Origin of the sequence: Rubripirellula lacrimiformis (assembly GCF_007741535.1) — a bacterium.
In the GTDB taxonomy this organism is placed as follows: domain Bacteria; phylum Planctomycetota; class Planctomycetia; order Pirellulales; family Pirellulaceae; genus Rubripirellula; species Rubripirellula lacrimiformis.
The window spans coordinates 7,367,724-7,388,446 of sequence record NZ_CP036525.1 but is presented as its reverse complement, the minus strand read 5'-3'; the positions used below and the strand labels follow the sequence as shown (position 1 = coordinate 7,388,446).

14 protein-coding genes are annotated in these 20,723 nt (G+C 58.3%); 5 read left to right on the top strand and 9 right to left on the bottom strand.

Annotated features, from left to right (window positions below):
* Positions 1–108: 108 nt before the first annotated feature.
* The 3 genes from K227x_RS25735 to K227x_RS25725 all read right to left on the bottom strand — a co-directional run bounded on the left by K227x_RS25735 (position 109) and on the right by K227x_RS25725 (position 3,817).
* Positions 109–1,596, bottom strand: a complete 1,488-nt coding sequence (locus K227x_RS25735) for an aldehyde dehydrogenase family protein (protein ID WP_145174747.1) — start codon at positions 1,594–1,596, stop codon at positions 109–111.
* A 242-nt stretch (positions 1,597–1,838) separates the two neighbouring features.
* Positions 1,839–2,537, bottom strand: a complete 699-nt coding sequence (locus tag K227x_RS25730) for an FKBP-type peptidyl-prolyl cis-trans isomerase (RefSeq protein WP_246146269.1) — start codon at positions 2,535–2,537, stop codon at positions 1,839–1,841.
* Between the two features lie 158 nt (positions 2,538–2,695).
* The gene (locus K227x_RS25725) at positions 2,696–3,817 is read right to left on the bottom strand and encodes a serine/threonine protein kinase (RefSeq protein WP_246146268.1); all 1,122 of its coding nucleotides are present in this window, start codon (positions 3,815–3,817) and stop codon (positions 2,696–2,698) included.
* A gap of 31 nt (positions 3,818–3,848) precedes the next feature.
* On the opposite strand from K227x_RS25725, the gene K227x_RS25720 reads away from it, so the two are divergent.
* Positions 3,849–4,202, top strand: coding sequence for a hypothetical protein (locus K227x_RS25720; protein WP_145174745.1), 354 nt, complete (start codon positions 3,849–3,851; stop codon positions 4,200–4,202).
* Between the two features lies 1 nt (position 4,203).
* Here K227x_RS25720 and rplU read toward each other — a convergent pair whose 3' ends face one another.
* Together rplU and K227x_RS25710 are read right to left on the bottom strand one after the other, a co-directional pair.
* Positions 4,204–4,518: a 50S ribosomal protein L21 gene (rplU, locus tag K227x_RS25715; RefSeq protein WP_145174742.1), complete on the bottom strand. Its 315-nt coding sequence runs from the start codon at positions 4,516–4,518 to the stop codon at positions 4,204–4,206.
* A 270-nt stretch (positions 4,519–4,788) separates the two neighbouring features.
* Positions 4,789–7,119 carry a S9 family peptidase gene (locus K227x_RS25710; protein WP_218933534.1) on the bottom strand — a complete coding sequence of 777 codons (2,331 nt, stop codon included), beginning with the start codon at positions 7,117–7,119 and terminating at the stop codon, positions 4,789–4,791.
* A 136-nt stretch (positions 7,120–7,255) separates the two neighbouring features.
* Here K227x_RS25710 and K227x_RS25705 point away from each other — a divergent pair, with 136 nt between their 5' ends.
* The 3 genes from K227x_RS25705 to K227x_RS25695 all read left to right on the top strand — a co-directional run bounded on the left by K227x_RS25705 (position 7,256) and on the right by K227x_RS25695 (position 11,934).
* A complete protein-coding gene (locus K227x_RS25705) occupies positions 7,256–9,235 on the top strand; it encodes a sulfatase-like hydrolase/transferase (protein ID WP_246146266.1) in 1,980 nt (659 codons plus the stop codon).
* Entirely contained in the window at positions 9,235–10,134 is a 900-nt protein-coding gene (locus K227x_RS25700) for a DMT family transporter (RefSeq protein WP_145178458.1), read from the top strand. The genes K227x_RS25705 and K227x_RS25700 overlap by 1 nt, the downstream gene beginning before the upstream one ends.
* 240 nt (positions 10,135–10,374) lie before the next feature.
* The gene (locus K227x_RS25695) at positions 10,375–11,934 is read left to right on the top strand and encodes an IS4 family transposase (protein WP_145174736.1); all 1,560 of its coding nucleotides are present in this window, start codon (positions 10,375–10,377) and stop codon (positions 11,932–11,934) included.
* Positions 11,935–12,191: 257 nt separating this feature from the next.
* Here the strand turns inward: K227x_RS25695 and K227x_RS25690 are convergent, their stop codons facing one another.
* From K227x_RS25690 to K227x_RS25680, 3 genes are all read right to left on the bottom strand, one after another.
* The gene (locus K227x_RS25690; protein ID WP_218933533.1) at positions 12,192–13,157 is read right to left on the bottom strand and encodes a S1/P1 nuclease; all 966 of its coding nucleotides are present in this window, start codon (positions 13,155–13,157) and stop codon (positions 12,192–12,194) included.
* A 92-nt stretch (positions 13,158–13,249) separates the two neighbouring features.
* On the bottom strand, positions 13,250–14,035 hold the full coding sequence (locus K227x_RS25685) for an enoyl-CoA hydratase/isomerase family protein (RefSeq protein ID WP_145174730.1): 786 nt from the start codon (positions 14,033–14,035) through the stop codon (positions 13,250–13,252).
* Positions 14,036–14,295: 260 nt separating this feature from the next.
* The gene (locus K227x_RS25680) at positions 14,296–16,584 is read right to left on the bottom strand and encodes a hypothetical protein (RefSeq protein WP_246146262.1); all 2,289 of its coding nucleotides are present in this window, start codon (positions 16,582–16,584) and stop codon (positions 14,296–14,298) included.
* Positions 16,585–18,206: 1,622 nt separating this feature from the next.
* On the opposite strand from K227x_RS25680, the gene K227x_RS25675 reads away from it, so the two are divergent.
* Positions 18,207–20,033 (top strand): hybrid sensor histidine kinase/response regulator, encoded by a 1,827-nt coding sequence (locus tag K227x_RS25675; RefSeq protein ID WP_145174725.1) that lies wholly within the window; start codon positions 18,207–18,209, stop codon positions 20,031–20,033.
* Between the two features lie 132 nt (positions 20,034–20,165).
* Here K227x_RS25675 and K227x_RS25670 read toward each other — a convergent pair whose 3' ends face one another.
* The gene (locus tag K227x_RS25670; protein ID WP_218933532.1) at positions 20,166–20,600 is read right to left on the bottom strand and encodes a response regulator; all 435 of its coding nucleotides are present in this window, start codon (positions 20,598–20,600) and stop codon (positions 20,166–20,168) included.
* Between the last annotated feature and the right edge of the window lie 123 nt (positions 20,601–20,723).

Here is a 20,723-nt window from a genome sequence, read left to right as displayed (position 1 = left end):
TTGAAGGGAATCGTTGTGGCGGCGGAGCGAACCGAATGACGGGCGACCTGTCCTGGGCCAGGCGATGCAGGCCTGGCAATCCCAGGACAGTGGTGCGCCGGTGAACAACTACAGCGGGCGAACGACGGATGTGCTGCGGTAGTAATCCATCAGGGTTTCGGCCGATAGGACTCCGCCACCCAGGCCGCTCTTGTTGACGCCGCCGTAGGGGACACCTTGGGCGAAGACGTTGTGAGCGTTGATCCAGCTGTTGCCCGCCGTCATGGCTTCGGCAACTCGCGCCGCCCGTTTGTCGTCCTTGGTCCAAACACTATTGGCCAATCCGTAGTCGGTGTTGTTGGCCATTTCGATCGCTTCCGCCTCGGTCGAAAATTTGACCAGGTAAGCGACAGGGCCAAAGATCTCTTCGCGTGCGGCAACATTGTCTAGCGTACCGGCCAACAGGGCTGGGTTCACGTAGTTGCCGGTGTATCCGCTGACCGATGCGGGGCCGCCACCGAAGATGCACTCGGCGCCTTCGGCCTGTCCCTTCTTTTCATAGCCCAATACGCGTTCGCATTGCTTGGGATTCACGACCGGGCCCATTTGACTGTTGGGGTCCAGTGGATGCCCGATGCGAATGTTTTTCATGCGGTCAATGCAGTGCCCGACAAACTCGTCGTAGATGTCTTCGTGGATCAACCAGCGAGTCGCATCACAGCAGACTTGGCCCGAGTGGAACGTGATCGCACCGACCAGCTTTTCGGCGGTGTCTTCGACGTCCACATCGTCAAAGACAACCGCTGCGCCCTTGCCGCCCAGTTCCAGTTTGACCGGGACCAGGTTGCGACCGCAGGTTTCACCCACGATGCGTCCGACTTCGGGAGATCCGGTGAACGACATGCGTTTAATGTCCGCGTTTTGGGTCAGCGCCGATCCGACGGTAGCTCCGCGGCCTGTCACGACATTGATCACCCCGTCTGGAACACCGACTTCCTTGGCCAATGCGGCCAGGTATAGCGCCGACAAAGACGTGTCTTCGGCCGGTTTGATCACGACGGTATTCCCGGCGGCCAGCGCGGGGGTGATGCCCCATCCGATCAACAGGAAGGGGAAGTTCCACGGAAAGATGAACGCACACGCGCCCCAGGGTTGTTTGTAGGTCCAGGCATCAAAGCCGGGCACATCTCGTTTTGTGCGAAGTTCAACCGAGCCGTTTAGTTTGACAAAGTAACGCAGCGTATCGACAAAGTTTTGGACGTCGCCTTGCGCCTGGGCTTCGATCTTGCCAGCATCCAACGCTTCGATCTGCGCGATGATCGGTTTGTGGGATTCGACGGCATCGGCCAGTTTCAGCAAGATCTTGCTGCGCTCGTCATGCGACAGTGCGGACCAAGCGGGAAACGCTTCGTTGGCAACATCAACGGCGTGGTCGACGGATGCGGCATCCAGTTCGTGAATGTGAGAGAGCGTTTGCCCCGACCCGGGGTCGATCGTCGCAATCGTTTCGCCGCTGGGCGATTTCAGTTCACGGCCACCAACGAAGGCTGGGATCGATTCGCGATCGAGAAACGCTTGTACTTCCGGCAGCAGTTGAAATTCGGTTGCGATGCTCATCAGAGACCTTTTTCGATAGAGGCGGGGGTTGCGACTGGTCCGCTGGGTACCGTCGATGGGTGTGCAAATTGGACAGGCAGACCGCAGCAGTAATCGATTCTAACGCGTCTGTATAGGAAATGCTTGCCCGTTGGATTGGCTGATGTTTGGATCTTCGGCACATGCACCGTCGGCGCATAAAAAATCGATCATCGCAACGAATTGCGATGATCGACATTGTTGGGGGAAGGCCCTGGAAGGAACTACTGGATTTCCAGCAATTCGACTTCGAAAATCAGGACTTCGTGAGGACCGATTGCGCCGGGGCTCCCGCGTTCGCCGTAGGCCAAGTCCGACGGGATGTACAACATCCACTTGTCGCCGACCTTCATTTTTTGAAGAGCCATTTGCCATCCCTTGATGACTTGATTGACACGGAAGGTGGCTGGTTCGCCGCGGCGGACCGAGCTGTCAAAGACTTCGCCGTTGATCAGCTTGCCGGTGTAGTGGACTTTGACCGTGTCAGTAGCTGCGGGGGATTCGCCGTCGCCAGCCGTCAGCACTTTGTACTGTAGGCCGCCGGCGAGTTCTTTGATGCCTTCTTCCTTGGCGTTGCCTGCCAAGAAATCGACGCCCTTGCTGCGCAGTCGGGTTTCCAACATTTCTTGAATCTTGGTTTGCGTTTCTCGCAATTCATCGTCGCTCATCGACGCATCGGATTGGCCGATGCCGTCTTTGAAACCGGCCAGCAGCGACTCGATATCGATGTCACCCAACTGGAATCCGTTTTGGCTCATCTGTTGGCCAACCGAGACGCCTAGGAAGTAGCCGATGGACTGTTTTTCGTTGCGTTGCACTTTAGGTTTTTCTTTCGCATCAGCGTCTTGTGCGGATAGGACGGCTGGCGAGATCAATAGCGATAACAACATCGCCACGCCGCCGAAGAGGCATCGTTGGTTCATCAGGTCATTCCTGGGTAAGGTGGGATTCGATCGCCGACATCGGGTCACGAGCAGACGCGGCCACCGCGAGGACCACAGAGGCTGTTTGCGGGGCGTTGTCTGCCGGCAGAATAACAGCGAATCGCGTTCCGATCACGACCCCCCATGGATAACTGGATTTATTGCATCCGGCTGACCAGCAGCGCGATCACGATGCCCAAGACGATCGCACCCCCTAGAATGGCTAGTCTTGTCCAGCTGACCGATCGGTCTGCCATGCCTTTGCCGCGGTCGCGGATCTGGTCGACCAACAGTCGACGCCCGGGAGAATCGAATGTGGCTGCAGCGGCGGCAGACCGAGAACCCTGTTGGTTCGGGCCGGCCAGTTCGGCTGCGACGTCGGTCGGTGAATCGCGGTCGATTGGGTGGGGGGCGGTCGGATGGGGGCCCGCCGCATCGGTGTCGGCCAGATGAGGCTGCTGCGATTCGTCCAGCTGCAGCATCACGGCCTGGACGCTGCGGGCGTTGAAGGGGCGGTCTTCGGGACGTTTGGCCAGCAGTTGATGCACGATGTTGTCCAATTCAGCCGGGCAATCCGGTACCGCGTCACGCACCCGTGGTGGCGGAGTCCGCAGATGCTGTTCGAACAACTGAGCAAAGTTTTCGCCGTTGAACGGTTTTCGCCCAACCAGCATCTCGTAAAGACAGCAGCCCAGTGCGTACAAGTCGGCTTTGCCCGAAATCGACGCATCACCGGTAATCTGTTCGGGAGCCATGTAGGCGTGGGTGCCGACCGTCATGCCGCTGTTGGTGAGGTCGGCGTTGTGCAGATCGCGAGCGATCCCAAAGTCGCCAAGTTTGACGGTCCCATCGCGGGTCAAAAACAGATTGCCCGGTTTTAGGTCGCGGTGGATCACGCCGTAGTTGTGAGCGTACTGAAGCGCCGAACAGATTTGGCGTCCTAGTTCGACCACGACCGGCCACTGGAAACGGCCGTCGGATTCCAACAGGTCTTTGACGGTGCCGCCGCGGACCATTTCCATCACATAGAACAATGTGCCATGATCGTCGCCGCCGCTGTGGTAAGCGATGATGTTGGGGTGGCGCAGACGAGATAGGATCAGCATTTCCCGTTCGAAACGGGCTCGGATTGTCGCGTCTTGGCTGACCGCCGGGTGAAGCTTTTTCAGGGCAACGACGTTACCACTGGCCTTTTCGGTCGCGGAATAGATGGTCCCCACGGTTCCCACGCCTAGGACTTCGCCAAGTTCGTAGTCCGCCAAGCTTGAATAGGGGATCAACGCGGGCCTCGTGGGCTGTGGATTTATTCCAGTGATCGGCAAGTCGCTCGCCGAATGCCATCTGCTTTTAGACCACGATTCGATGACTCTCCGGTTGGAAGGTCAATGGCGTTGGGCGATCGCCATGGCGGCATCCCCTAGTGAAAGCCCGCCCCTCTGCGGCAAGTCTCACCCGCCCACGGCGTCGATCGTGCACGCTGGCGGCCTGTTTGAACAGACCGTGATGTTCAACGTCGATTCATGCTTCCGCGTTTCTACGAAAAATGACGCCGCCCCTTCCGATGGAAGCGGTAGCGTCACTGTAATCGTGATTCATTGGGTCAGGAAGCTGGTGAACGTCGGCGGCGAGGAAATGATCCGGGCCGAAGCGAAAACCAGATACTGAACTAAGCGCCAGCGATGCTTTCGATGCGAACGCGGGTGTGCATTTGGCGGTGCCCGGTGCGTCGCTTGCTGTTTTTGCGGCGACGGAACTTCTGGACGTAGATCTTCTTGTCCATTTTCAGACCGATGACAGATGCTGTGACAGTCGCACCGGCGACGGTTGGAGCACCTAGCTTCATCCCGTCGTCACCACTGACGGCCAAAACCCTCTCGAAAGTCAGGTTTTCACCCTGCGCGATATCGCGGTAATCGACATCCAATTCCATGCCTGGTTGGACGCGATACTGGCGACCACCGTCAACGATGATGGCGTACATAAAACCCTCTGGTTATCTAAACTGACTTGGTATCAAAATTGCTCGCCCTTAATGGTCGAGCCGCGTAGTTTAGCGACGATGGGCTACGGCGCACAGGCCTTCCACTGACTTTTACGAGGCAGTTTTGGCGGAGACGGCACAATTGTCCCAACCCCAACGCGCCATTGGGGTTCGAATCCCCCCGGATGCGGCGGTCGATGGGCCCGTGTCGCGGAAACGAGCCCCTTTTGGCTAGGGGCGCTTCGCCCACCGCCTGATTCGCGCGAAGCATCATTCACCCGACGAATCGGGGGTCAGCGTTTCGATCAAAAAACGGTCTATCATCTGCGACATATGCCAGCCCTGGGGGCCGGATCCCACCGAATGTGCGGCCCCGGGATAGATCATCAATCGGAAGTCTTTGCCGGCGTTCTGCAGGGCATGCGCCATTCGCAGGGTGTTCGACGGGTGGACGTTGTCATCGACTTCCCCATGGATCATCAGCAATTCACCATGCAGATCCCCCGCCACATCGATCAGCGACGTGGCGGAATAGCCGTCGGGGTTGTCCTGCGGCAGACCCATGTAGCGTTCGGTGTAGATCGAATCGTATTCGCGCCAGTCGGTGACGGAACCACCGGCGATTCCAGCGGCAAAAGATTCGCTATGTGTCATCGCATAGAGCGTCAGGAAACCGCCAAAGCTCCAGCCGCGAATCGCGACACGGTCGGCGTCGGCCCAAGGTTGTTGGGCGATCCAGTCCGCCACACTCTGTACATCTTTCATCTCGACTTCGCCGACCCGGCCGCGAATGGTCCAGGTGTCGGCGATCCCGCGGCCCGCGCTGGAACGATTGTCGACGACCAATGTTGCAATCCCGCGGCGAGCCAGCAGTTCGCGATACAGAGTTTGCTTGCCCCCCCAGCGACTTCGCACGACCGGTGCGCGGGGGCCGCCGTAAACTTCGATCACCACGGGAACCGGTGACGATGGTCCCGCGTTCGCCGGTTTGACCAGCATCGCAGGCAATTCGATGCCGTCCGGGGTCGAGATCGAAAACAGTTCGGGATTGGAAATCGGCTTGGCGATTTTCAATTTGGCTGCCCCGATCGGCATCCGTCGCTGGCCATCCGCCGATCGAACGCTGACCTGCGGCGGTTGATTGGGGGTGCTGAATTGATCAACAAACCAGCGGCCATCGGGGCTGATCTCGGTTGCGTGCCATCCGGATTCCGTCGTCACGCGAACCAGGTCGGTTGTCGATCGCGCGGCTGCGTCGGTCCCATCGCGGCGATCGATTCGATAGACGTAGTGGTCGACGGTGCCGCGATCCTGGTCGCCCGTGACCAAGATGTGCTGGTTTTGGTGGTCCACGCGAAACGATGCCACGTCCAGTCCATCGGGCGAAGCCGGTCGAACGATGCTGCCGTCGATCGCGACGCGGTACAGTCGGTTGTATCCGCTGGGCACTTCGCTGAGCCACAGCAGGTTGTCGTCGTCGGGCCACTGTGGCGCCGTTGGTGGTTCTATCCACGCGGGGCTGTCTTCGCGCAGAACCAGGTCGCTGGTGGAACTTCGTCCGGTCAAGAATGACGAGTCGATCCGGCGTAGTTCGCGCCAAGTCTGCAATCGATCGCTAACGGCGTACAGCATCGTTGCTTTCCGCGGGTGCCACCAAATTCCGGTGATCAGTTTCTCGTTCTCCTGCGTCGATTCCTCGACCAAACGGGCGGGCGGGACAATGCCTTCTTGGGCTTGCCGAAGATCCCATAGGTACAGCTTGGCTTGCGGGATCGGGTCGCCAGCCTTGCTGTACCGCCGTACCAGGCTGGACCCGCGATCCGATGACGCTTCGGTCAAGACATAGGGTTCGATCCGGCTGATGTCGATTCGCAGCATGGCCAGCCAGTTGCCGTCGGGGCTGAACCAAAAACCGCGATAGTTTCCGCGACCAAAGATTTCTTCTTGGTAGGTCCAGTCCAGGATTCCGTCCAGCAGCGTTTCGTCGGCGTCGTCGGTCAGTCGCATGGACGCGCCGGTAGCGACATCGACCACAAACAGATCGCCGTCGCGGGTATAGGCGACCCGTCGGGCCGTAGGATCCAGCGTTGCGTTCTTCCAGGTCGCGCCGTCTTGCGTCAGCCAGCGTGCCGGACGGTCGGGGGATGCGATCGCCAACGCCTTGCCGATCTTGACCAACACCGTGTCGGTTTCGCGATTCATCTTGGTGACCGCTCGGTTGGCAATCGTTTCCGATTGTTCGTCCGAAATCTTATCCAGCGATTTCAATTGCTTGGCCAACTGACCAACCACCGGCCAGGGTTGCTCGTGATCTTTGGTGGGTCCGTCTTGGTCCAAGTCGGCCTGCATCCACTTTTGGCCACGCCGTACCAGGAGCGTCGATGGTGCGCCGTCCCGATCGATCCAATGGGTCGCTGGCAGTTCGCCGCCGAAGTCCTGCTTGTCGTCCGGATGAAACAGCGCCGAGAGGGACAGTTCGGGTGGCCCATCATCCGGGGCCGGCTTGGACGTCTTCTTCGGTTCGGCATCGGTGGGCGGTTGACCGCTGGCCACAGGTGTCAGCCATGACCCGGCCCAGCAGGCAATGAAGCACACCGCCATTGCGGTCGATCGCCGTCGACTTGCCGCCACCGAAGCTGGTTGCCAAAACGATCTCGTCGCCCGAATCGGACCGGATGGTTTACAATCGTTGCTTGCCAAAGTTTGTCTCTCACGCACTTGCATGGATTGAAATCCCTTGAAATCGCTATGTCGTCTGGTCGGTTGCTCGAAACGTCAAAGTGACGGATTCGGTCCTGCTTCGAAATTCTACCCGCAGATGGCGTCAGCGATGGCCTTGGCGGTCGCGCTGTGCGTGTCAAACGTTGCAATCGGGCAATCTTCGTCGTCCCCTGCGACGGAGGCTGGCCAGACCGACGGTGCATCGACTGGCCCGCCGCGACCGAACATCGTTTGGATCATGTCCGAGGACAATTCGGCGGACTACCTGCGGCACTTCGATCCAATGGGGGCTCCGGCGCCCAATATCGAAGCGATGGCGAATCACGGGATCACCTTTGACCATGCGTTTTCCAATGCACCGGTTTGTTCGGTGGCTAGGACCACGCTGATCACATCCTGCTATGGGCCTCGAATCGGCACACAGTTTCATCGGCGCATCGAACTGGCAAAGCTGGCGTCGGGCATGCAGATGTTTCCGGCCTATCTGCGCCAAGCGGGGTACTACACCACCAACCAATCCAAAGAAGACTACAACGCCACGCCGTCCCGCGGTGTCTGGGACGATTCGTCCAAGCGTGCGTCCTGGAAGAATCGGCCCGGCGACGACACGCCGTTTTTTCACGTTCAAACCGATGCGGCATCGCACGAGGGACGTCTGCATTTTCCAGAGTCCGATGTGACACAGAAGGCGACGGTGACCGATCCCCAGTCGGTCCAACTGCAGCCGTATTTTCCTGACACGCCGCTGATGCGCTACACACGTGCTCGTTACCAAGACCAAATGATGGTGATCGACGATGGGGTGGGGCGAATCATTCGGGAACTGGACGCTGCCGGCCAGTTGGAAAACACGTTCGTCTTTTACTTTGGCGACCACGGCGGGGTGTTGCCTGGATCCAAGGGTTACACATTCGAATCGGGATTGCATGTCCCGTTGGTCGTTCGTGTGCCTCGTCAATTCGCAGACAAAGTAGGTCGCTCGCTGGGCAGTCGGACAGACGGGTTCGTTCAGTTTGTCGATTTCGGTCCGACCGTGCTCAGCTTGGCTGGGATCCAACCGCCCGCATTCGTCGATGGGAAAGCGTTCTTGGGCGATTCGGTCGATCCCGCCGAAGTCGATGCACGCGACGAAGCATTCGGGTATGCCGATCGCTTTGACGAAAAGTACGATCTGGTTCGCACACTTCGAAAAGGCAACTTCAAATACGTTCGCAACTTCGAAGCGTTTTATCCCGATGGAATGCAGAACAATTATCGCTACCAGATGGCGGCCTATCGTCAGTGGCGATCGCTGTATCAGGCTGGCAAGCTGAACGAAGTGCAAAGCCAATTCTTTCGTCCCAAATCGGTCGAATCCTTGTACGACTTGGACGTGGACCCGTTCGAAACTCACAATCTGGCCGGGGACCCTGCCCACGCCGCAAAGCTGTTGGAATTGCGATCGCGGTTGATGGATCGGTTGAAAGGGATGCCCGATCTAAGCTTCGTTCCGGAAGCCAAGTTGGTGGAACAGGCGATGAACGACCCGGTCGCCTTTGGGCAAAGCCACCAGGAATACATTGCTGAACTGATCGACGTCGCCAATTTGGCGCTGCTGCCGTTTGCCGATGCCCAGGACCGTCTTCGCAAGGCAATCGCCAGCGACGATGCGGCGACACGGTATTGGGGGGTGATCGCCGCGACTGCCTTGGGGGATCCAGCCGCATCTTTGACGGATGACGTGGCCGATCGATTGCAGGACTCGGACCCATTGGTAGTCGCTCGCGCGGTCGAATTCATGGCTGTGGTCGGTGGCCAGGACGCGCGGGCATCGCTGTACGGGGCATTGGCCAAGGCGACGACGGACGCCGAAGCGTTGCAGATCCTTGGGACGGCCGTGTTTCTCCGCGACCATACCGATGGACGGTTCCCGATCGAAATTGACAAGATCAAACTGATGTTCGATCCACCTGCCAAGGGCGAAGTCCAACGCCGATTGGATTACCTCGGTTCGTGATGGGATGGATCGCGCTGAGCGTTTTGTCGGCGATCTTTCTGGGGTTTTATGACATCGCCAAGAAGTCGTCGGTTCGGGACAACGCGGTTCCGATCGTCCTGCTGTTGAACGTCGTCACGGCCGCCCTGGTGTGGCTTCCCGCCGTGGTCGCGTCGTCGGCCGGTTTCGATACCGCGGGCGGCGGTTTGGCTGGACTGACCGACCTGCCACTGCAGCATCATGGATTGCTGATGGCGAAATCGCTGTTGGTGGGGACGTCATGGACCTTGGCATTCTTTGCCATGAAACAGTTGCCGATATCGATCGCAACGCCGATCCGTGCGACCAGCCCGATCTGGACCATCGCGATCGCCGTTTTGGCGATGGGCGAACGGCCGTCGTGGGGACAGTGGGGTGGGATCGCGATCATCGTCGCATCCTTTACCGCGTTCTCGCGAGTCGGAAAACGCGAAGGGATTCGGTTTCATCGTAGCCCCGCGGTGCTATTGATGATCGCCGCCACATTGTTGGGTGCGGTCAGTTCGATCTACGACAAGTATCTGTTGCAATCGATCCAGATTTCGCCATCGGCCACGCAGGCTTGGTTTTCGATCTATCTGGTCCCGGTGATGCTGCCGCTGGCGATCCGTTGGTGGCGGGGCGATCGGGCCGCCAAGCCATTTCAGTGGCGGTGGTCGATCCCCTTGATCGCGGTGTTCTTGTTGATCGCCGATTGGCTTTATTTCACAGCGGTTTCGGATCCCGATGCATTGATATCCGTCATCTCGCCGGTGCGACGCACGTCGGTGATCGTCTCGTTCCTGTTCGGGATCCTGCGGCTAGGCGAACTGAACTGGCAAGCCAAATTGGTGTGCATCGGTGGGATCTTGGCAGGGGTGTTCTTGATCAGCCAAGGTTGAAGTTCGCGACGCCCCGCTTCGCGAGGCCAGGTTGGCTTGTTTGGCTGCGTGCCTTGCGGGGTTGCGTTTGGGGTGCGCGCGGGGCGTTGCCCCCGCGGTTAAACGACTGGGGGGCGTTTGTAGGGGGGGCGGTTTGGCTTGTTTGGCTGCGTGCCTTGCGGGGTTGCGTTTGGGGTGCGCGCGGGGCGTTGCCCACGCGGTTAAACGACTGGGGGGCGTTTGTAGTGCGGGCGGTTTGGCTTGTTTGGTCGCGTGCCTTGCGGGGGTGCGTTTGGGGTGCGCGCGGGGCGTTGCCCCTCTTTATCCTACACATCTTTCTTGAGACACTCCGTCCCTGACATTTCTTCAAGGGACGGAGATGATTCGATGTGTCCAGGATGGATTGAGGAAGAGACTCGGACTTTGGACCTGGGTGACAAGCGTCGAAGTAAACGCTTCAGGCGAATTCTTGAGCAGTTCGATCAGGTAGCGCCCTCGACACCGGCGGCGTGCGGAGAAGTTGCAGACCTCACTGCCACTTACCGGCTTTTCAACACCCCCAGTGTGAACTGGATGGCAATTCTGCAGCCCCATAATCAAGCCACGATGGAGCGGTCAGCCAAGTACGATGTCGTCGTGCTGGCACAGGACACCACCGTTTGCGATCTCACCAAACCTTCGCGTCAAGTCGTCGGTGCCGGGCCTCTGGAGGACGTAAAAAAGCGGGGATTCTTTCTGCATCCGCTTTATGCCGTCACTCTCGATGGTCTCGTCTTGGGTTGCGTTGACCAACTTATCTGGACACGTGACTCGATTCGCCAAAACGTGGGCAAAGCTCAACGCGATCGCGAGATCAGGACCATGGCGTTTGAAGAAAAGGAAAGCGCTCGTTGGCTTGAACTGATGCAAAGCGGCGAACAGATCGCTCTGGCAAACCCTCAAACTCATTACATCGGCGTCTCGGACAGCGAATCAGACATCTACGAGTTGCTCATCCAGAACAATGATCTGGCCGAAAACTATGATTTCGTTATCCGCGGATGTCAGGATCGGCGAGTCTATCTTGGCTCTGCTGAACAACCCAAGGTGCTGAGCGAGGCGATTGCCGAAGTCCCTTTTTCGCACGAATTTGAAGTCAGTGTTTCGCCACGAAAGTCGTTAATTAGCGGTGAAAGCCGCAAACGCCGAAGCAACCGCGACGGCCGCACGGCAACGATCTCGGTTCGTGCGAAGACGGTTCAAGTGCATGGCCCGCAGCGTCCCGGCGGAAAGGTTGCTCGCGTGGAGCTTCAAGTTGTCGAAGCGGTTGAGCTTGATCCTCCGGTGGGGTGCGAGCCGATCCACTGGGTACTCTTTACTTCACTCGCGGTGACCAGCTTGGCTCAGATCGAGCTAGTTTTATCAGCATACTGCAGGCGCTGGGACATCGAGGTTTTTTTCAAGACGCTCAAGAGCGGGATGAGGATAGAGAAGCTGAAGTATCAAAGTATTGACGCATATTTGAACGCTGTGGCCGCCTTGATGATCACGGCATTCCGAGTCGAGCAACTTAAAAGCGCTTCGCGTGTCACTCCGGAGGCAAGCTGCGGGGCGATCTACGATGCGACGTTTTGGCAAGCGGTGATGACGGTCGTTGAAGGCGGTGTTTTGCACAGCGATACCCCACCGACGCTGAAAGATTTTTGTCGAGTGATTGCCAAACTAGGTGGCTACGTAGACCAACACGGGCAAGGACCTCCAGGCTCGACGACCATCTGGCGTGGTCTGCTCAAAGCCCATGCCTACCACGAAGCCTATTTGGCAATCAAAGGCTTAAAATAGATGTGTAGGATAAAGAGGGCGTTGCCCACGCGGTTAAACGACTGGGGCGATTTTAGGGCGGGCGGTTTGGCTTGTTTGGTCGCGTGCCTTGCGGGGGTGCGTTTGGGGGTGCGCGCGGGGCGTTGCCCACGCGGTTAAACGACTGGGGGCGTTTGTAGGGCGGGCGGTTTGGCTTGTTTGGTCGCGTGCCTTGCGGGGTTGCGTTTGGGGTGCGCGCGGGGCGTTGCCCACGCGGTTAAACGAGGGGGGCGTTTGCCCTAGCGCTGTGGGGTGCTCGTTGGCGAATGCAGGCATCGGGCGATCACCGCGCCGGCGCGATAGCCGGCCTGTTGGACTCGGTGTCGGGCTACCTGGCCGGCGGCCAGGTAGTAGTCGGCGGAAAGCCGGATCGGTGGGACCGTGGGCGTCAGTCCGCGCGATGCGGCGATGACTGGGCCGGTGACTTCGTCGGTATACAGATGGGATCGTGCGATGGACATCGATTCCGCGATCCAGGTTTGCGGCCGCAGCCACTGGCCACCGCCGCCCAGGCGGAATTCGTTCTCCATACGGCCGCGAATATCGCCCATCCCGGTGACCAGTTGGCGAACGTCGTTGGGCGATGGGTATCCGCCTAGCAGTCGGTCCCAGGCTGCGTGCAGGTTGCTGCCGTCGGTCAGTTCGATCCGGTTGGCTCCGCGGTCGCCGCGCGGGAATGCAGCCGAGTACAGGGAACCGGCGTGGCATGGTTGGTGCCCGTCGGCAAACAGGTGCAAGATCCAACACATTGCGACCGCTCGTTCGGAATCCGGCAACGACACGTTTCGGAACCTTTCAACGCACAACTCGGTCGCCTGCGATAGGTACAGATCGGTGTCGTCCATCGTCGATCGCGGCGGCAACGGGGCTGTCGGGCCCGGCGTGGGCACGTTTCCGATCACGACACTGGCTTCGTTTTGGTAGTGCCACCGGGGCCGGTCCCAATCCGTGTCCCGAATCATGTCTGGCCAACATCCGGCGATTCCGATCTGCCAGCGTGCAATCGATTCGGGATCCGTGACCCCGCGAGGTGGGCCGAAGTGTTGGGCGAACTGCGGATGGGAACGCAGGATTTCGATCACCGCATCTCGTTGGCCAGCGTCCATCATCTGGTAAGCGATCACGCCCACGGCGTGGTGACCGGACGCCGACCACGCAAATGCCGCGTTGGACAGGGAAAGCCAAAGGATGGCTATCCAAAACACTCGTTTCGAACTGGATCGCATCACGGTGTGGCGCCGATCGGTGTGCGGTCCCGCGGCAGCAGTGGGCAGTCGTGTTCCGATAGGCTGTTGGGCTAGGGCCACGTGGGTTCCCGGCCTTCTAAGAACGACTGGATCCCTTCTTTGGCGGATTCGGTGGTGCAGGCGGTGGCACTATCGGCCGCGCCGGCCGCGATTTGGGTTAGCAAATGTTCGCCGATGCTTTCGTTCAGCATCTTCTTGTTCGCTTGGACGGCTTCCCGGGGGCCATGACAGCAGGACAGCGCCACGTCCTTGGCCGCTACCCACACCTGCTGCGAAACGACCGGTGCCATCGTCAGTCCAATTCGGTAGGCTTCCGGTGCATCGATCGGTACGCCGGTCAGCGTCATGCGTGCAGCGACGGCGCCTCCGGCACGAAACGATAGCAGGGCTGCGGTGGCGCCGCCAACGAGGCCGCGGCGGACCGAATTGGCGCCAAAGATGGAACGGTCCGAGGGGACGATGATGTCGGCGGCTAGCGCCAGTCCAAAGCCGGCGCCGATCGCCGCGCCGTCCACCGCGGCGATCACCGGTTTCGGGAACCGCAGGATCTGTTCGAACAATTCCGTCAGGTGCCGCCACGCTGCGAACCATTGTTGGATCGCTTCGCCTTCGGGCATCGCCGCGATCTCGCCCAACGTCTTCATGTCGGTGCCGGCGCAAAAGTGGTCGCCGCTGCCCGCCAGGATCACTGCCCGAACACGCTTTTCTTGGTGCACATCTGAAAAGGCCGTTTGCAGGTCTTCGATCAGGTTGGGGTGCAATGAATTTCGAACGGCAGGACGGTCCATCAAGATCGTAGCCACCTGATCATGAATCTTCACATCAACATGCTGCACGGCGAAAGTCTCTTGTGGAGAGGGGAGAAACGATACGCTCTGGTCGCCCCCGCAAAACTTGATGGTGGCAGTCCGAAGCGGAGCGTTGGAAAAAGGTGCTGCCGTCAAGCTACAACGAAAATTGCCCTGCTTACTAGCCGTCTGGTCAATTCAGGTGAATTTGGGGCTCGGTTGGGGCCAACGAAAAAAGCCCCGAAGACTTTCGTCTCCGGGGCTTTCGATCGTTGGTTATCCGCTTGAGGGGCGGAAGTCTTCGGTCATTACTGACAGTTGACGCAGCCAGCACCAGTTGCCATCGGTGCAACTTGTTCGACAGGAGCCGATTGCATGATGACTTCGCCGGTGGAGACTTCGCCGCCACAGTTGGTGCAACCACTGCCAGCAGTGATGACGCCATTGCTGCTAGCCGAAGCCGAGCCGTAGACAGGAACGTTGATGGTCGACGGAACTTGAACGCACTTGCGAACTTGAACAGCCTTCATCGTTTGGACTGGGACACAGACCGAGTAAGTTTCTGGAACTTGTTCGGTGACGGTGTCATAAACAGTCACGTTGTAGCTACGGGTACGAGTTTCTGGCACGTTGACGGTGTAAGAAACTTCGCGGCTACGTTGTTGAGTTTCCAAACGGTTCTTGGTGACCGTGTTGGTGCGGGTTTCGGTGGTGTAGGTCGTCTTAGGAACCATGCGGGTGCGGGTTTCCAAGCGAGTCTTCGTTACCGGAACGGTGCGAGTACGAGTTTCGCTAACCATGGTGGTGTAAGGAACCGTCTTGGTGCGTTCTTCGTTGCGATACTTGGTGATGTCGCGAGTACGCTCTTCTTGACGGGTCTTTTGAACCGAAACGGTGCGAGTTCGTTCTTCGGTGCTCATTTCCGTGTAGTTGACCGTACGGGTACGGTCTTCTAGGCGAGTCTTGGTGACCGGAACCGTACGGGTACGGGTTTCGGTGCTGCAAGTGACGACTGGGATTTCGCGGGTGCGAGTTTCCAGGCGAGTCTTGGTGACAGGCACTTCGCGGGTTTGAGTTTCAACGCGGTACTTGGTGACGGTGTAGTCACGAGTACGTTGTTCTTGACGGCACTTTTGGACCTGAACCGTACGTGAACGTTGTTCGGTGCGGTACTTGGTGACGTTGACCATTCGTTGGCGAGTTTCGGTACGGCAACGGCGAACAGGAACCATGCGAGTTTGAGTTTGCGTGGTGTAGCTGGTCGTGGTGTAGCTGTAAGGAACTTGCTCGGTTTGACGCTGGTAAGACGTGGTTGGAACTTGCTCGGTCACCAAGTTAGGAACGTAAACTTGACGGTAAGAAACCGCAGGTGCACAAGCAGCACCGGCCGAAGCCGATCCGCCACAACCGCTGTCGCATCCGCCACCACAGGTGGAGACAGGTGCACAGCAGCAGCATGAACCGCAGCTCGAGCCGCGGCGAGCCGAATGATGGTGGCCGGCGTGAGCCGAGCTGTACGAAGCAGCGCTAGTGGCGACTGCTTGGCATTGGTAGCTGCCCAGGTCCCGGGTGACGCTTCGCATGGAAGTCACTGGAACGCACTTGGTGACAGTGCGGTAGGCAGTTTGAGTTTGTTGAACAGGAACACGAACGGTGTAGTTCTGTGCAACTTGTTCGACGTAAGGAACTTGAACCGTGTAGGTCTGAGCGACTTGTTCGGTGTAAGGAACCGTAACGCTGTAAGCTTGCTCGACGGTTTCGGTGTAAGGCACGTTGACCGTGTACGACTGAGTTTGGGTTTCGGTGTACGGAACCTGAACTTGGTACGACTGAGTCACGGTTTCGGTGTAAGGAACGCACACTTGGTACGATTCAGTACGAGTCGAAGTGACAGGAACCTGGACCGTGTAAGTTTGTTCAACTTGTTCGGTGTAAGGAACGCTGACTTGGTAGGTTTCTTCGCGGGTCTTTTGAACCGGAACTTGAACCGTGTAAGTTTGCTCGACCTGTTCGGTGTAAGGAACCGAAACGGTGTAAGCTTGTTGCTCGGTGTAAGGAACCGAAACGGTGTAGGTTTCGGTGCGTTCTTCGGTCTTAGGAACCTGAACCGTGTAAGTTTGTTCAACTTGCTCGGTCACAGGAACGCTGACTTGGTAGGATTCTTCGACTTCGGTCGTTACAGGAACTTGTACCGTGTAAGGCACTTCTTCGGTGTAAGGAACGCAAACTTGAACGTCGTAAGTTTCCGTACGCGTTTGCGTTTGCGGAACGTTGACGGTGTAAGTTTGTTCGCGAGTTTCGACCTTCGCCACTTGGCGAGTGACGTCACGCATGCGAGTTTCTGTTTGACGTTGGTAAGTCGTGGTCGGGACCATTTGGGTCTCGGTCACGTACTGCGAACGCATCACGGTACGGGTTTCGTAAGAGACGCTTGGGCCGCAAGCAGCACCCAGCGATGCACCGGCCGAGCCGCTGCTGTAGACGACACTGCCGCCGCCGCTGCCCATGGCAACGCCACCGCTGGTGACGCAACCGGAGCCGTTTTCACAGCCGCCGCATTCGCCACAACCTGCTTGGGCGTTTACAGCGAACAACATCGCTGCAACAAGCCCGAATACTGTCTTTAACACTTGTGTTCTCATCTTGGGGGAACCCTCCAGAAACGTCTCACAGCACGTGAGGTCATAGAAGAAATACGAGGAAGTTTTTAACGGCTGCGCAAGCTGGGTGGTTTGTCCAGCGGTCCGCAATGGTAAAGGATGTACACTGGGTGTCAACAAGTCGCCGTCAGCTATTTTGCGAAAACGGGGAAATTGTCTCACGTTTTGGAAATCCGTCGATCAGCTTTCGCAGGCTGTCGATTGTTGCGCATTGTTTACCATGCGGTTCGCGTCTCCATGCGATCCGTTCATCGTCATAGACGGGGTTTGTGCGAGTTCGTCGACGATGTTCGCGCGGTTCATTTGTAGCGCACAGGCACCGGCGGTAAAGGGCTGGATCTTGCTCCGCAGGGGATCCGATGGGCGATCGACCCTGTCCCAGCATGCGTTCCGGCTGGCCGCAACCGCCTGGTCGCGGACCGACTTTGTTCACCTATGATCGGCCAGTTTGGGAACCTAGCATCGGAGGGGGGGCTGGTTGGGTGCCGCCCGCGTCTTGGTTGTGCCTCGTAACCAGCGGATGAACGTGCCAGATGGGCTCGTTAACTTATTCGGTTTTCCACGTGGGGGGTGTTTGGGTTGTGCGGGTTGCCGTAACAGAGGGGGCCCTCGTGGCGGAATCCCGACGCCGAGGCCGGGCGAGTCGATGCCGCGATGCAGGCCGCTGGATCGAGGCGACAAAATCTTGGAATAATCGTTGGAATCGAACAAGTCACTTTGGTGATTGCACTTTGGGCCATTCGCGGGTCATCTGTATAGCTGCTGGCGCATGGGCCAGTACGGCAGAATCTGGTTCCGCCGAAAGTCGGCTTCTCTGCGTCCCGCCTCGCCCAAAGTGTGTTCCGTGGCCGAATTCGTTCCAGCCCGTGGCGGACTTCGGGGCGTCTGGCGGACGCCCGGTACAGATGGCTGACGCGCGGTACAGATCGCTGGCACTGTGGGCAGATTCCTGATGCTCGATCCGGGCCTAGTCGCCGGTGTGGGCAATGGCGTCCACCGTTGGTCAATCGATGAATCGCTGGGATGTCCCCTCCCGCCGCCCCCCAAAATCGCTGGTTGGGCAGGCGAACGAAGGATTGGAACGGCGGCGGCGGGTTGCACATTTCCGAGTCGAATTCTCGGGGCGGTTCAATGTTTCACTCGAATGTGCCGATCGAAAACCGTGGACGCGGGTGTCGCGGTCGTCGAAGAGGAGCCACAGGGCCGCTGCCGATTGGGCAGCGGATTCCGCCAGCTTGCAGTTCGATTCGTTTGCAGTTCGATTCGTTTGCAGTGGCTTTCGCTTGCGGCGGCTTTCGGTTGCAGAGCGGTTGGGGGCTGCGACCGACGGGGGGGGATCCGGAACCGATCCGCTGGCGTGGTGGTGACTTGGGGTCCCCAGTGGCGTCGTGACGCCAAATTGTCACTTGGGATTGTGACAAGAATGGATGTCCGTCGTATGATGGACAAACTGACTTGGGAATTCGCAACGGGATATGCGTCAGAGCCACCACGGCAATGACGAAATCGCTGGCTGCAATCAAAGTTTTTCGCAGCAGTGCGGTGGTGGGAGAAGATCGATGAACCGATCGCCTCAGGCGACGCAGGCTACCAGTAAGCCACGCAAACTAATCTGCGTGGGAGATCCGCAGACGTTGCCTGGCGACATCGACCGCGATCAAGTCATCGTCGTTGATACCTCGGTAGCGGTGGTAGACGAGTTGAACGAGCCGTCGATCGACGGCGTTTGGATTGCGCGAGATCAGCTGCCTCAGCTGAGCGAGCTACGCGGCATTGCCCAGAGCGGTTTGATGCTGCGTGACATGCCCGAGGGCGTGGCGCTGCTGGATTCCGACATTCGCGTGTTGTGGGGAAACCGTCGCTTGATCGAATGGTCAGGCCAGACGGGCAGCATCAGCGGGATGAACTTCTATCAGTTGTTGTCCAACCCCGAGATCATGGGCCCCGACTTCTGTCCGTTTCACACGGCATTGGCCACCGGCGAGGAGAGCAACAGCACGCTGCACACCGCCCAGAACCGCTACTACCAAGTGCACGCTGCACCGCTGGTCCAACCCCATCACGAACGTCAGCTGATCGTTACCGTCAGCGACATCACCGAAGAAATTCTGCAGCAGCAGAAATTGGAAGCGATTCACAAGGCAGGACGCGAACTTGCCGATCTGCGTCCGACCGAAATCTTCATGATGGAAGTCGATGAACGAATCGATCTGTTGAAGGAAAACATCCGTCACTACCTAAGTGACCTGTTGAATTTCGAAGTCATCGAAATTCGTTTGTTGGAACATGCGACCGGAAACCTGGTTCCGCTGCTAAGTGTTGGCATCGACCAAGATGCGGCCGATCGTCAATTGTTTGCGCACCCCCAAGGCAATGGGGTCACCGGTTACGTTGCCGCCAGCGGGACGCCCTACGTATGCCAGGATGTCGAGAACGATCCGTTGTTCATTCCCGGCGTGGTGTCGTCGCGAAGTTCGATCACGGCTCCGTTGATTCTGCACGATCAAGTGCTGGGGACGATCAACGTCGAAAGCCCCGAATCCAATGCGTTCAGTGACAGTGACCTGCAGTTCCTGGAAATCTTTGCCCGCGACGTTGCTTTTGCACTCAATACGCTGGAGTTGTTGGTCGCCCAAAAAGCCAACACGGCCCAGCAAAGCTGCGACGCGATCCACAGCGCCGTCGCCATGCCGGTCGACGAAATTTTGAACGATGCGGTCAATGTGATGGAGGGCTACATCGGGCACAGCCCCGAAGTGGTCGAACGTTTGCAACGCATTTTGCAGAACGCTCGCGACATCAAGCAAACGATCCAGCAGGTTGGTCAGAAGATGACGCCGCTGGAAGCCGTCCCCGTCGGGATCCAGTCGCCCCAACATTCCTCGCTTCGTGGGCGCCGAATCTTGGTCGTCGACGAAGACGGGCCGGTTCGCGAGGACGCCCACCGATTGCTGGAACGTTACGGATGTATCGTCGAAACCGCTCACAAGGGCGACGAAGCTCTGTGGATGGTTCGCAACAGCGGCGGTGCGGGGCTGTACGACGTCATCATCAGCGACATCCGGCTGCCCGATTACAGCGGATATCAATTGATGCTGCGGTTAGGCGATTTGATGAATCGCGTTCCGATGGTGCTGATGACAGGCTTTGGCTACGACCCGGGCCATTCGATTGTCAAAGCACGCCAGCACGGTTTGCACCCCAAGTGTGTCCTGTTCAAACCGTTTCGGTTGGACCAATTGGTGGACGTGATCAAGACGATCCTAGAATTGAACGACGCCGATCCGATCGTCGCAAAGAAACCTGGCCAGAGCGATGGAGTAGCGGCCGCCGACGCCGACGCCAACCCGGACGACCCGGCATCGCCCGATTCCTCCGACGAATAACGTCTTGGGTGAGTGGCCAGCGGGATCGGCGTAGTGCAGATCGCCAGGATTCCCGCCGAATTGCACGCTTTGATCGGAATCGATCGATCGGACCCAGGAATTCTGGCAAATCCCAATACGGCAGAACTCAGGTTACTGCTTTTGGGTTTCTTCCATCGCTTGGATGTACTGACGCAGGCGTTCCAGTTCGTCTTCGGTGCCTTTGAGTTTCAGCATGATTTCGACTCGCTTTAGCAATTCGATCTTGTTGACCGGTTTGCTGAGGAAGTCGTCGGTGCCGGCCGCCACTGCCCGTTCGTGGTCGCCCAGTTCGTTCAAGGCCGTCACCATCAACACCATCACTCGCCGGGTGTCCGGCGAATCCTTCAGTCGTTTGCAGACTTCGAACCCGCTTAGTTTCGGCATCATCACGTCCAGCAGCACCAGGTCGGGCTGGAACGAGGCAACCTTGTCCAGGGTGTCCTGTCCATCGACAGCCGTTTCAAGTTCGCAGTCAACGCTTACCAAGTAGGCTTCTAGCAGTTCTCGGTTGGCGTCGTTGTCATCGGCGATCAGGATTTTGTGCATGATTGATTCCGCAAAAGGTAGGGCTGCGAATGGGATCGCGGGCAGTGTGAACAGCGAACATTGGTCGACAGCGAGCGTGGACAGCGAGCTGTTGATTCGTGAGCCATTTAGGCTAACGCTGTG

Excerpts from the sequence above, each read along its gene's own strand:
- K227x_RS25675 (WP_145174725.1), top strand. The coding sequence starts at position 18,207 with ATGAACCGATCGCCTCAGGCGACGCAGGCTACCAGTAAGCCACGCAAA.
- K227x_RS25670 (WP_218933532.1), bottom strand. The coding sequence starts at position 20,600 with ATGCACAAAATCCTGATCGCCGATGACAACGACGCCAACCGAGAACTG.
- rplU (WP_145174742.1), bottom strand. The coding sequence starts at position 4,518 with ATGTACGCCATCATCGTTGACGGTGGTCGCCAGTATCGCGTCCAACCA.
- K227x_RS25710 (WP_218933534.1), bottom strand. The coding sequence starts at position 7,119 with ATGGCGGTGTGCTTCATTGCCTGCTGGGCCGGGTCATGGCTGACACCT.
- K227x_RS25735 (WP_145174747.1), bottom strand. The coding sequence starts at position 1,596 with ATGAGCATCGCAACCGAATTTCAACTGCTGCCGGAAGTACAAGCGTTT.
- K227x_RS25680 (WP_246146262.1), bottom strand. The coding sequence starts at position 16,584 with ATGTTGTTCGCTGTAAACGCCCAAGCAGGTTGTGGCGAATGCGGCGGC.
- K227x_RS25700 (WP_145178458.1), top strand. The coding sequence starts at position 9,235 with ATGGGATGGATCGCGCTGAGCGTTTTGTCGGCGATCTTTCTGGGGTTT.
- K227x_RS25730 (WP_246146269.1), bottom strand. The coding sequence starts at position 2,537 with ATGAACCAACGATGCCTCTTCGGCGGCGTGGCGATGTTGTTATCGCTA.